We start from the raw sequence: 12,713 nt of genomic DNA on the forward strand, positions 1-12,713 counted from the left end.
TGGCAGGACTGTCACGAGCCCTCCACCCGTGAAGACCGTGCCCGACCAGAAACGGCCCGAAGTCTACGGGCTTCGAGAGCTTCAAAACGACGAGTCCGGCCCGTGTCGGACAGCCAGCAGGGCCACGTCGTCGTCGTTGTCTGGTGGGCGTGCCCGTGCCAACAGCTCGTTGGTGAAGGATTCCAGGGGGCGGTGGGCCAAGGACGCGGCGTGGCGGCGCAGACGGTTGAGGCCCTCGTCCAGGCTGTGGTTCGGGGACTCGATCAGGCCGTCGGTGTAGAGCACCAGGGTTGCGCCGGGGGGCAGTTCCGCTGTCGCGTCGGGGCGGACCTGTTCGGGTGTGACGCCCAGCAGGATCCCGTGGCCGTCGGTCAGATAGCGGGCCATGCCGTCATGGGTGACCAGCAGCGGCGGTGGATGGCCCGCGTTGGTCCAGGACAGCTCGCACTGGCCGGCGTCGTTCTCACTCATGCGGGCGAAGACCAGCGTGGCCATGGAGACCTCCGCGATGTCCAGGGTCGCCCGGTCGAGCCATTCCACGATCTTGCTCGGTGGCTTCTCCTGGGACACCGCGTACGCGCGGAGCATGTTGCGCAGCTGGGCCATGCCGGCCGCGGCGTCCAGGTCGTGGCCGACGACGTCGCCGATGGCGAGGGCAGTGGCGCCGTCCGTCAGGGTGAACGCGTCGTACCAGTCGCCGCCGACCTCTGAGGCGTCCGGCGCGGGCAGGTAGCGCGCGGTCATGCTGCGGCCGGGCATCCGCGGGAGCTTCGGCAGCAGATGGCGCTGCATGGTTTCGGCGACCTTGCGCTGGCGCTGGTAGAGGCGGGCGTTCTCCAGGCCGAGGCTGGCGCGTCGGGCGATGTCTTCCAGCAGGGTGGCTTCTCTCGCGGTGAACCGCTCGGGCTGGTCTGCGCGGCCGAGGGTGAGGGCGCCCAGTACGTCGTGCAGGCTGCGGAGGGGGACCACGATCGCCGAGTGCATGCCGGTCGCCTCGAACAGGCGCCGCTGCTCCACCGCGATGCCGGAGTCGGGCGGTCCCTGGTAGGTCTCGGGGCCGGCGAAGGAGGACGTGACACCGCGCAGGGCCCGGGACAGGGGCATCGTGGACTCCTGGGGCACGGGCGGCATGGGCCCCTGGAGGTCCTCCCGGAACACCACGGTGCCGCCTTCGGCGTGGGCGACGGCAAAGCGCGACACTTCGTCCCGCTCGCTGATCAGGTCGATGACGGCCCAGTCGGCGATGCGAGGCACTACGAGGTTGATCAGGCGGCGCAGCGCCTCGTAGATGTCCAGGGTGGAGGTGAGCAGGGTCGTCGTCTCGGCGAGCAGAGCGAGCCGTTCCAGTTCGGAGAGCCGTCCGCCGGCCGGTGGCCGCTGGGCGGGACGCCCGGAGCGGCCGGCGGAGTGAAAGAGGAAGAGCGTGGCCGACGGACGGATCCCGATGTCACAGGGTGTGGCCAGCCATGCCACCGGCAACAATGTGCCGTCTCCGCGCTCGAGCCACTCCTCCTCACCCTGCTCCGTTCGCCCGCCGAGGACGCTCTCCCGCATCCGGCACTGGGCCCTCGGCACGGGCTCCCCGCAGCTGGTGCGGTGCAGCAGGTCATGGGCGTCCTGGCCGACCAGATCCGAGGCGGGGCGGGCCAGGAGTTCCTCGCCACGCGCGTTGACAGCGACGATGAAGCCTTGCTCGTCCGTCAGGTAAGCACCTGTACCGAGGGCGTCGAGGGCTGCCGCAACCGCTTCCAGCGGACCATCCGGGCCCCTCATCGCCGCCTCCCGTCACCCGAAGAATCGCCTAGGATCCCTGGGATCCGGGTTCCCCATGGGTCACCGCTGACTCTCGCAAAGCGCACCACAGACCGCACCAGATCGAGCGGGGAAAAGCGGGGAATCACGGGGAAAGCAGCCGCGCCCAATGCCCCCACCGTAATACCGTTCGCCCTGGTCAGCGCGCGAGCCCACGGCAAATGATCGCTCGCTGAGACTGCCTCGTCCTGGGTACCGTCGTGCCCGTGTGTCCGGTGCGCGTTGGTCTGGTCACCCGAGGCTCGCAGCGGTTGATCGCGCGCGACCAGGGGAGCTGGTACGGGCATGGCGGTTGACGCTGCTCGATTGGCCACGGCGCCGGTGATCGTCCGAGTGGCCGGGGAGAACCGTGGTTGCCGTAGGCTCGCGTTGAAGTCGCTGTTGCCAAGTGGCTGGCTGCAGAGGGGTTCCCAGCGTCCCGACTCGTTGACGGCCTCGAACAGCCCTTCCTGATCGACGGCCGCGTTTGACCGCAGATGGGCACGGTCATACAAATCGGCCCGACCGGCAAGAAGTTGCTGCCGTTGACGGTCAAGAACGCAGGTCCGACGCCGGCTTCGAGTGGTCACACGCACTGACGTGGGGGAGGCGCTCGATCGGGTGGTTGAGGCGTTGGCGGGTGTGGGCGACGAGGAGGAGGTGGCTGCGGCCGGGGTCTCGCGTCCTCGTCCGTCGGCGCCGCCGGTGCCCTCTCGGAGGTCACTGCCGGGCCCTGGAAGTGCTCCGCATATCGTCCCTGAGGCTGGAGTGGGTCTGAGGGCGGTTCCAGGCCTCTGCGCGCCTGTATGACCCCGAACTGCCTCTCGTGATGGGAAGGGGCTCCTGGTGATTTGCACCGGCAGTGGATCTGCGCGACGGGGCTGTCGGTAATAGCCTGGAAAAGGCACTTCGGGGTGGGGCGGGCACTCCTGAGGTAGTCGTCGAGGGGGCGCGAAACAGGGAGGAAGAATGCCCTGGAATCCGAGTGGCACGTACCTGGAGAGCTGCAACTGCGACGTGGTGTGCCCCTGCACCACCTCGGGCCTCACCGCACCGGCCGACCATGAGCGCTGCCAGGTGACCTTCGCGTTCCACGTGGACAGCGGGACCGTGGACGGCGTGGACGTCTCCGACCGCAGCGTCGCCGTCTTCATCGACGCACCCCGAGTGATGGCCGAGGGCGACTGGCAGGTCGCGCTCTACGTCGATGGTTCGGCCGACGACAGTCAGGCGGAGGCGCTGGGCAAGGTCTTCTCCGGCCGGGCCGGTGGGCCGATGGCGGCGCTCACTCCGCTCATCGGCGAGGTCCTCGGCGTGGAGCGTGTGCCCATCGACTACCGCGACGACGGCCGCCGTCACGCCGCGAGGGTGGGCGACGCCATCGACATCGAGATCGAGGACCAGGTCGCCCCGCAGTTCGGCGAGGGCGGTCCGGTGATGGGCCTGACCGGCATGTTTCACCCTGTGAACAGCTCGCTGACGATCGCCCGGTCCACGCGGGCGACGGGCCATGGCGTATACGGCAGGTCCTGGGACTTCACCGGAGGCAACGGACACTCGGCACCCTTCACGTGGTCCGTATGACCGATGGGCCGGTCACCGGCTGCCGCAGGGCGCGCCCCGCGGGGCTCCTGCTGGTCGCTGCGGCCTTCGCCTGGAGCTGGGTGGTGACGCGCTGGGGCGGTATGCAGGCGACGACCGGCACCATGGGCCTGGGACTGCCGGCTTTCCTGGTCGTGTGGACGCTGATGATGGCCGCGATGATGCTTCCCGCCACGGCGCCCGTCGCCGCGCTGTATGCACGCACCATCACCGCGCACCGGGCGAGGCGTATGGTCGCTTTCACCGTTGCCTACCTGCTCGTCTGGGCCACTGCCGGGCTGCCGGCGTACGCGCTGGCCGTGGGTCTGGGCCGGGCGGCGACCCTGCCCGCCGCGGCAGGGACCGCGGTGGCCGCGGCCGTGTTCGCGGTCGGTGGCGTCTACCAGCTCATGCCTCTCAAAGATCGCTGTCTGGCGAGGTGTCGCTCGCCGATCGGGCTGATGCTTCGCTACGCCTCGTACCCAGGGCGCTTTCGCGATCTGCGTGCCGGAGCCCATCATGGTGCCTTCTGCCTGGGCTGCTGCTGGTCGCTCATGCTGCTGTTGGCGGCGTTCGGTCTGATGAACGTGTGGGCCATGGTGGCGCTGGCCATGGTGATCACCGCTGAGAAGCTCGCTCCGGCGGGCCGCCTGGTGGCCCGTGCCGTGGGTGTCGCCTCGATCGCTCTGGCCGTCGCCGTGTTCTGGGTCCCGGCGTTGGCCCCGGGTCTCACCGATGGCGGCGTGAGCGGCATGTGAAGGCGGACGACCGATGCCGGCGACAGCTTTTGGCGTCTTCCCGGACGCCGCCGCCGGGTCCGGGGAAGACCTCGGGGGGCGTCTTCGAGGTGGAGTGGGTCCAGGGCTGCTGCCGGCTCGCATGTGACTCTGTGGCTGGCTGAGTCCCCCTTCCCTGCCGGGAAGGAGGCTCACCGAAGAGCCGGTGGCCGCGGTGTGGCAGGTGGCCGAGCGCCACGACTTGCGCCGGCGGTCGTCCGTACCGGATGGTCGCCCTCGGACACCCGTCTCCCGCGGTGACACAAGGAGAATCGGATGAGTGACGACACGCGGCCGCGGATCGAGGTCACGATCGCGGCGCCCGTGGACGTGGTGTGGGACGCGTTGCGGGACAGGGAGAAGATCCGCCACTGGTTCGGCTGGGACTACGACGGCCTGGACGGCGAGATCGACCTGATCTTCTTCACCGAGACCGTGGAGGACGCCTCCACCCGCACGTTGAGGCTGCACGGCGGTGACGCGATCAGTCTCGAACCGCACGGCGAGGGCACCCGGGTCACACTCACCCGCGTCCTGCGCGGTGACAACCCGGCCTTGGACGCCTACTACGAGGACGTCACCGAAGGCTGGATCACCTTCATGCACCAGCTGCGGTTCGCCGTCGAGCGCCGCCCCGGCGCCGTCCGCCGCACACTCAGTTTCGTGGGCGGCAACGACGACGCGGTGCACCTCATCGACGCACTCGATCTCGCCCACATCGCCGCGGGCACGCCGTTCCAGGTGAATCTGGTCGGCGAGGACGTCAAAGGCGAGATGTGGTACCGCTCCGACCACCAACTCGGCATCACCGTCGACGCCTGGGGCAACGGTCTGCTCATCGTGTCCAGCATGGCCCCGACACCCGACAAGCCGAAGGGCGCGGCCATGGCGATCCTGAGCACCTATCACCTCGACGACACCCACCTGGCCGACCTCGACTCCCGCTGGCGGGCCTGGTGGACGGAACGCTTCCCGGGCGGCGAATAGCCCTCGTCAGCCGCCCCCCACGCCACCGCCGACGGCTGCTGCACCGCCCAGGCCGCCGAACCGGCCTGTCCGCCGGAGGCCTAGGATCAGGCCACCGGTACGAGAAGGGGGCGGGCGATGAACAGCCGCTCATGGAAGTGGGCGCTGATCTCGGCCCCGATGGCGCTGTCGGTCTCCGCGTGCATGGGATGGGGCGGCTATCCGCAGGCGAAGAACGTCCACGACTCTGAGCTCATCGGCACCTGGCGCGCCCGGGACTGCGACACCACGCTGACCTTGCGGCCGGACCGGTCGGCCTCCGCCGCCGGCATCCCCACCGAGACGGACCTCAACGGCAAGATCACGCGAAGGCTCAGCGGGGACGGCACCTGGGCGATCTACACGTCCGGTGCCGAGCAGGAACTCGATGTGACCATAGGGGACGAGGAAACCCCGTTCGACCTCTACCGGGACAAGGGGCGCTTGTCGGTGGGTCTGACCGTAGGGGACCCCGACGAGATGAACTGGTGCACCCTGACCAGACACTCGAAAACGCCGCCGCCGTGACACCTGGGCCAGTCAGACGCCGACCCCGTCCAAAGCGGTGAAGTCGCCGGACAGCCTCGGCAGGACCACCAGCACCCCAGGCCGTACTTCGCCCGAGGTCCGGGCGATCCGCTCCGCCCACTCGACCGGCCACCGGGTGGTGGCGTCCCAGACCACACCCGCGAGATCCACGCCCTCCAGCTCTTCCGCGGAAAGGTCGGCGCCTCGGAAGTCGTCCGCTGCGCCTTCCAGCCGCTCACCAGCCGCGTCGACGTCGCTGATCAACGCGTCCACCACGGCGCGCAAGCGCTCGTGCGCTCGGTTGAAGACGCGAAGGTTGCGGGCGTCGCGAGGATGAAAATCGGGCATGTCGAGCTGGAGGCTGGTGGGCGGCCTGTAGACATACGCCTCGACAGGCTCGATCGCGGCCTTGAGCTCGCGGGCGCGGTCACGTAGGTGATCTCTGGCCTCGATGAGAGCCTCGACGAGAGGTTCGGCCTCGGAAAGCGCACCGGCGAGCACCTCCGCTTCCACCGCGGCACTGCCAAGGACGTGGGCTTCGAACATGGTGCGGACAAGATCGGAACTCGTCACCAGGGCCTGACCCAGGGATCCGTCCCTGGCGTCGTCGGCTTCAGTGGCACTTGCGAACGTCTGGCCGACCGTCTTCAGCATGGCGGCCACGGGCTGGATGAGATGCCTGTTCCGCAGGCGCCGATCACCCCTCAGCGCCTTGATCGATTCGGCGCACAGTGAAATCGCCGCATCCGTGCGGAGCTCAGAGTTCGAGTCGTGCGGGGAGGATTCCTGGCGGGCGGGAAGGCCGTCCGCCTCTTTTGCCGCTCTTCCGCGTCGGCCCTCCGAAGAAGAGGCTGCCTGAGTCCGCCCAAGCCTGTGAGGCGCGATCGGCTGCCAGGCGAGCGCAGCTCGAACCCATGACCACAGACTCTGCCCCGGAGGCAGAACCTGGAGACGAGGACCGGTGAGGCGGGAACGGACATCACTCAGCAACGAATGCCTGTCAACGGACATCGACGTCCCCCGGCTGCGCTGTGTCCTGTGGAGCCGTTCGTCGACCGTCCGGCGAGGGAGGCGGCACAGGGCTCGCCGAAGGTGAAGACGACACGGGCTCGTTGGGAGCCTGGACCATGATCTGCTGCAGGATCACAGGTGCGCTGACACCGATGGTGAATGCTGCGAAAGGGCCGGCGATCTGGTGAGACGCCACGTATACGGCGTTCACGCCCACGGCCATGATCAGGCGCAGAGTGACGGCGATCGCGTATCCCGCGACCTTGGTCTGCTCTTGCTCATCCACCCATGGCCAGCTGTGAGTTTGATGCCAGAGATGCCACATCTGACGTATTTCGACGAGCGCAGCTCCACCTAAGCCCCACAGGCACGCTTGCCACCAGACCATGGTTCTCAGCCACCCCCTGCTGCGCGGAGCTTCCCAGCCGCGTAGGTCGACGGTAGCGGACACAGGTCACTCTTCCCACTACGCCGCAGGCCCGCGGGCCGGACCCAGGTACGGGAAGGGAGGGTTGATTTTTCGCCTCCCCGTTATCTCGAAAGCCCAGGTCAGCGGCGTGGCGCGGACGGTCCCGTGTGGATCTGTGCCGCCGGCCACAGCGAGCGGGTATCCGCGTAGGCTCATACTGAGCCATGACAAAGCCTGCTGCACCGAAGCGTCATCTGCCTACCAGCCCCTTCAAGGCCCCGGTCTCCCCGGCTCCCAAGCACTTCGCCGTGGGCGACCAGGTGACCCATGACGTGTACGGCCTCGGCCGGGTGATCGGCATCGAGGACGGCATCGCGGCGCTCGTGGATTTCGGCTCGTCGCAAATGCGGATCCTGAGCCCGTACGCCAAGATGACCAAGCTGTAGGACCGCTGTGCCCGGTCGCCGCACACCAGGCTCCCTCAGGGGCCTGTCACGAAAGAGAGACCTCTCATCGATCTGATGCCGCTGTTCTCCGCCCCGGACGGGCAACCCCGCTGCTCCACCGCAGCATCGCCGCCTCCGACGACAAACCCCTTCCAGGCCCCTGCCTTCGGGGAGGAAGAGACGTTGCCGTTCGAGGACGCGCAGCAGCCCGCCCCGGGCACACGTGCGGCGCGGCCGAAGGCAGCTTAGCTCCACGCATGACGGTGGCTGCGGCGACCGGCCGCGGTCGTCTTCGGTGCCGCGGTGAGGAGTGCGGCCGTCTCGGTTCCCGTTTCGTCCAGCCCCGTTCACCGTCGGCCGGGTGAGACCGCCGGCGCCGGCGGGGTGAGCGAGGAGGAGGTGGCGGCCGCGCCGGCCGCAGTCGTCGCTTCGCCTCCTCGTCCGCCGCCGGAAATCTTTCCGGGTCCCGGCGTAGCGTGAGATGACGAACGCACCGCGAGAGCGGTGCGCTGCGGCGAGCGGTCCTTAGCACGGACCTCAGGAGGCCGCACGGACCCCGCGCGCCGTTTTCGTCCGGAGCGCCCGCCGAGTCCGCCGGGCTCTTCGTCTTCGACGACGGCCGGGACGAAGACGACGGGCAGGAAGCGGCTTCTTCCGCCTGAGTCGTGATCGTCTTGCCTGCGTGCCTGCGTGCCTGCGTGCCTGCGTGCCTGCGTGCCTGCGTGCCTGCGTGCCTGCGTGCCTGCGTGCCTGCGTCCCCGCGTGCCCGCTTGTCCTGCTCGGCTGGCGAGAAGTCGTTGTCCGATGTACGGGATCGCGCCACCGGATATGCGGTGACGGGGGCCGCGCCCCTCTGTCTCGGAACGGTCCTGCGAATTCCCCGGAAACGGCCTCGCGGTAATGAATTCGCGGCGGTCACGGAATCGGTCCGCCCGAATGGCCTAAGAGGAGGAGTCGTAAACCGGAATTACAGTCCGACCATGCGAATGTTGGGGCGCCTGGCGGCGGACTGATGTTCAAAGCTCGAACTGCCCGGGGAAAGGGAGCGAGAGTCCGCGTGGGCGAGATCAGGTATCCGAGGTCCGGTACCCGAGGAACAAGGAGGGATTCTCCCCATGCGAGTAGCAGCGCCAGCAAGGACGCGGTCGGGACGGGCGAGATGGGGGGCGAGGCTCGTCGCCGCCGGTCTGACCGCGACCGTGGCACTCGGCATCGCCGCCAGCCCCGCGTTGGCCCAGGCGGGTCCGCCGAGCGACGCAGGCGTGCAGCCCATCGAAGTGGACGACAACCCGCCCGTGTCCTGTCCCACGGGCGCGACCGGGTTCCGAGTGGAGGATCCCACCACCGGAAGCGTCAACATCCCCGGTGACGGAAACTTCACGATCACCGTCACCGACACCACCGCGGGACAGGTGTTCAGCTTCGACATCCCCACGGCCGATCACCGCTCCGCCATCAAGGTGGTCGCCAAGGGCGGGACCGGCGGCGCCAACGTCTACACGTACGACAGCACGACGGGCTTCCCCAACGGCATCACGATGGACGGATCGCTGCACGCCCCGATCAACCCGAGCGGCAAGTTCGCGGACCTCAGCCACATCGACTTCTGCGTCATCCCCAGCAACTACTGACGCCTCCGCCGACAGCGCCGAAGGCGGACGGTGCGGGACCCGCACCCAGTTCGGCCGACCGACGACAAGCGACTTTCTGAGCCCCCTCCCTGGTGCGGAGGGGGCTCAGTGGTGTTCCCCGCCGCGCCCGCGCTGTTGCGGAGGCAAGCGCCCCGGCGTTGCAATCAAGTGTGAGGCACTTTGGCGGCGCCGAGTCCGTCGACCGCCCCGCTCCGGGGACGGCGGCCGGCCGGAAAGGGCTCAAGAACGACGCCCTGGGCATGTTCTCCTCCGTGGCGATGGGTCTGGCCTCCACCGGCCCGGCGTACAGCCTGGCCGCCACGCTGGGCATCATCGTGGCCGGAGTCGGACTGCAGGCACCGATCGTCACGATGCTGGCGTTCATCCCCATGCTGTTCGTCGCGTACGCCTTCCGGGAGCTCAACGCGAGCAACGCCGACTGCGGGACCACCTTCACCTGGGCCACTCGCGCCTTCGGGCCGCGCACCGGCTGGATGGGCGGCTGGGGCCTCATCGTCGCCAACATCATCGTCATGGCGAACCTGGCCGCGATCGCCGCCGCCTACGGCTTCCGGCTGGTCGGCCTGGACGGCCTGGCGGAGAGCCGGCTGTGGACCACCGCGGCGGGCGTCGGCTGGATCGCCGCGCTGACCGTGATCTGCTACGTCGGCATCGAGTTCTCGGCGGCCGTCCAGCGCTGGCTGCTGTGCCTGGAGGTGGGGATGCTGGTCCTCTTCGCCGTCGCCGCGCTGGTCCGGGTCTACGCCGACCCCCCGCCGACGGCGATCCATGTGTCCGCCTCCTGGTTCAACCCCTTCCAGGTGCCTTCGACGACGGCGCTGACCTCGGGCGTCCTCGCGGGCGTCTTCATCTACTGGGGCTGGGACACCGCCTTCTCGGTCAACGAGGAAACCGTCGACAGCAGGCGGATCCCCGGCCGCGCCGCCGTCCTGTCCACCGTGCTGCTCCTGGTCATGTACGGGCTGGTGTCCACCTCGGCGCAGGCCTTCGCGGGCGTCGGCACCTCGGGCATCGGCCTGGGCAACCCGCACAACGCGGACGATGTGCTCTCCGGACTGGGCGCGGCCGTGTTCGGGGCCCAGGGCACGGGGCTGCTGCTGTCGAGACTGCTGATCCTGATGGTGCTGACCTCCGCGCTGGCCTCCGCCGAGACCACCATCCTGCCCCTGGCCAGGACCGTCTTCTCGATGGCGGTCCACAAGGCGGTCCCCTCCCGGTTCGCCCGGGTCCACCGCAGGTTCCTCACCCCGACCTGGGGGACCGTCGGCATGGGAGCGGCCTCGATCGCCCTGTTCGTCCTGCTCGCGTCGTTCAGCCAGAACATCCTGGCCGACTCGGTCGAGTCCGTCGGTCTCGCGATCGCGTTCCAGTACGGACTGACCGGCTTCGCCTGCGTCTGGTACCACCGCAGGGTCCTCACCCGCAGCGCCAAGGACCTGGTCTTCAAAGGCGTGCTGCCCGGGCTCGGCGGGCTGTTCATGGCACTGCTGTTCCTCTACGCCACCTTCGTGGTCTACGCCGACCCCCGGTACGGCACGACCAGCGTCGACCTGCCGCTGATCGGCAGAACGGGCGGGGTCACGGTCCTGGGACTGGGCGCCCTGCTGATCGGTCTGCTGCTGATGCCGGTGGTCACCCGGGGACACGGCGTGGCCCTCAAGCTCCAGCGGGGCCTGCTTCCGCGCCGCCTGCCGGCGCACGCGGCCGTGGACTCGTCCAGCCGCTATCTGCCCGCCGACAGCGGCTCCGGGGTGGGCGGCGACTGGTACGACGTCATCCCCCTGTCCGGAAGCCGGGTCGGCCTGGTCGTCGGGGACGTGCTCGGTCACGGTCTGCGCGCCGCCGCCACCATGGGACGCCTGCGCACGGGAGTCCGCGTGCTGGCCCGGCTGGACCTGGCCCCGGACGAACTGCTGTTCCGCCTGGACGACCTGGTCGACCAGACCGCGGACGAGAGCGGGAGCGGCCACCACCCGGGCCACCGGAGGCAGCACGCCGACGCCGCCCTGGGCGTGAGCTGCCTGTACGCGGTGTACGACCCGGTCTCGGGCAGCTGCAGCATGGCGCGGGCCGGGGAGTCGGTGCTGGCGGTCGTCCAACCGCACCCGGGCGTCGTCGAACATATGGAGCTGCCGCCCGGACCGCCGCTGGGCCTCGGTGGCGTGCCCTACCAGAGCACGGACGTGGAGCTGGCGCCGGGCAGTCTCCTCGCCCTTTTCACGGGCGGCCTCCTCCAGGCGGCCGACGGCCCTGACGCCGGGCTCGCCCAGCTGTCCGGGGTCCTCGCCGGTGCGTCGGAGTCACTGGAGTCGCTGTGCGACAGGGCGGTGACCACCCTGCTGCCCGGCGCGGTGGACGTGGACGCGACGCTGCTCGTGGTGCGCACCCGACGGCTCGACCGGAACCAGTTCGCCGAGTGGGCGCTGCTTCCGGACCCGGCGGCGGTGGGCACCATCCGTACCGCCGTCAGCAAGCAGCTCGGCGACTGGGGCCTGGACGACCTGGCGTTCACCACCGAACTCATCGTCAGCGAGCTGGTCACCAACGCCATCCGCTACGTCGGCGGTCCGATCCAGGTACGCGTGATCCGCGACCGGGCGCTGACCTGCGAGGTCTCCGACACCGGCCACACCTCGCCCAATCTGCGGCACGCGGCCAGCGACGACGAGGGAGGCCGGGGCCTGTTCATCATCGCCCAGATGACCCATCACTGGGGCACGCGCTACACCCCGAGCGGCAAGACGATCTGGACCGAACAGGACCTGCCACCACCGGACGGCCGTCCCTAGACCGGGGGCCGGTCCCCGACGGGCGGCGGCCGGGCCTGCGGCGGCACGATAGGAGGGCAGGGAACGGCCGCGAGACCTGACGGGAGGAACTCCCATGGTGCAGCCGACGGCGACGAAGGCCCCGGCCCGGAAGCCCGTCAGCAGGGGCGGCGTCTTCTTCTCGTTCGCTCCGTGGATCATCTTCGGAGTGGTCGCCGGTCCCAGTACCTGGGAGTACGCGGCCCTCGCCGCACTGGTCGCCTCGGTCGTGCTGTCGGGACAGGACATGCTGCACGGCAGACTCCGCATCCTCGACATGACCGGCATCGTGTTCTTCGCCGTGCTCTCGGTCCTCGGGCTGGCCCTGAACCGCGGGCAGCTCCTCTGGGTGGAGACGTACGCCCAGGTCATCTCGAACGGACTGGTGGCCGTCGTCGCTCTCGGATCGCTGTTCGCCGACCCCTTCACCGCGCAGTACGCCCGGGAGACCACTCCCCGGGAGCTGTGGCACTCGCCGGTCTTCACGCACATCAACCGTGTGCTGACGGCCGTGTGGGGCACCGCCTTCGCCCTGATGGCGATCTCCACCTGGCTGGCGATCCTCCTCCCCTCCCAGGACGACTGGTTCAACTGGGTCATCCCGATCGCCCTGCTGGTCGTGGCCGTGAAGTTCACCGAGCGCTATCCGGAGTCGTACAAGACGCGGGTGACCTAGCCGGATCCGAAAGCGGGCCCGGGGCGTCTAT

Annotated in this window: 11 protein-coding genes; 8 read left to right on the forward strand and 3 right to left on the reverse strand. The window is 69.3% G+C overall.

Translation table 11 applies throughout. The features are described 5' to 3' along the window. Positions 1-81: 81 nt before the first annotated feature. Positions 82-1,773: a SpoIIE family protein phosphatase gene (locus IO33_RS0100390; RefSeq protein ID WP_031158689.1), complete on the reverse strand. Its 1,692-nt coding sequence runs from the start codon at positions 1,771-1,773 to the stop codon at positions 82-84. 987 nt (positions 1,774-2,760) lie between these two features. Here IO33_RS0100390 and IO33_RS0100395 point away from each other — a divergent pair. The 4 genes from IO33_RS0100395 (at position 2,761) to IO33_RS0100415 (ending at position 5,681) form a co-directional block, all read left to right on the forward strand. Then, complete coding sequence (locus tag IO33_RS0100395) at positions 2,761-3,375, forward strand: DUF1326 domain-containing protein (RefSeq protein WP_031158691.1); 615 nt, start codon at positions 2,761-2,763, stop codon at positions 3,373-3,375. Next, a complete protein-coding gene (locus IO33_RS0100400) occupies positions 3,372-4,130 on the forward strand; it encodes a DUF2182 domain-containing protein (RefSeq protein ID WP_031158693.1) in 759 nt (252 codons plus the stop codon). The genes IO33_RS0100395 and IO33_RS0100400 overlap by 4 nt, the downstream gene beginning before the upstream one ends. 294 nt (positions 4,131-4,424) lie before the next feature. After that, entirely contained in the window at positions 4,425-5,135 is a 711-nt protein-coding gene (locus IO33_RS0100405; RefSeq protein ID WP_031158695.1) for an SRPBCC family protein, read from the forward strand. Between the two features lie 117 nt (positions 5,136-5,252). Further along, a complete protein-coding gene (locus IO33_RS0100415) occupies positions 5,253-5,681 on the forward strand; it encodes a hypothetical protein (protein ID WP_157857778.1) in 429 nt (142 codons plus the stop codon). A 12-nt stretch (positions 5,682-5,693) separates the two neighbouring features. On the opposite strand, the gene IO33_RS0100420 is transcribed toward IO33_RS0100415, so the two are convergent. Together IO33_RS0100420 and IO33_RS50220 are read right to left on the reverse strand one after the other, a co-directional pair. Next, entirely contained in the window at positions 5,694-6,344 is a 651-nt protein-coding gene (locus tag IO33_RS0100420) for a hypothetical protein (RefSeq protein WP_031158700.1), read from the reverse strand. 337 nt (positions 6,345-6,681) lie between these two features. Further along, entirely contained in the window at positions 6,682-6,978 is a 297-nt protein-coding gene (locus IO33_RS50220; protein ID WP_157857779.1) for a hypothetical protein, read from the reverse strand. A gap of 347 nt (positions 6,979-7,325) precedes the next feature. Between IO33_RS50220 and IO33_RS0100425 the strand changes: the two genes are divergently transcribed. From IO33_RS0100425 to IO33_RS0100445, 4 genes are all read left to right on the forward strand, one after another. Continuing rightward, the gene (locus tag IO33_RS0100425) at positions 7,326-7,547 is read left to right on the forward strand and encodes a hypothetical protein (RefSeq protein ID WP_031158703.1); all 222 of its coding nucleotides are present in this window, start codon (positions 7,326-7,328) and stop codon (positions 7,545-7,547) included. 1,115 nt (positions 7,548-8,662) lie between these two features. Continuing rightward, the gene (locus tag IO33_RS0100430) at positions 8,663-9,178 is read left to right on the forward strand and encodes a hypothetical protein (protein WP_167349427.1); all 516 of its coding nucleotides are present in this window, start codon (positions 8,663-8,665) and stop codon (positions 9,176-9,178) included. Positions 9,179-9,348: 170 nt separating this feature from the next. Then, a complete protein-coding gene (locus IO33_RS45685; RefSeq protein ID WP_051926339.1) occupies positions 9,349-11,988 on the forward strand; it encodes an amino acid permease in 2,640 nt (879 codons plus the stop codon). Positions 11,989-12,082: 94 nt separating this feature from the next. After that, complete coding sequence (locus tag IO33_RS0100445; RefSeq protein WP_031158707.1) at positions 12,083-12,682, forward strand: hypothetical protein; 600 nt, start codon at positions 12,083-12,085, stop codon at positions 12,680-12,682. Positions 12,683-12,713 lie beyond the last annotated feature (31 nt).

Origin of the sequence: Streptomyces durhamensis (assembly GCF_000725475.1) — a bacterium.
GTDB lineage: Bacteria > Actinomycetota > Actinomycetes > Streptomycetales > Streptomycetaceae > Streptomyces > Streptomyces filipinensis.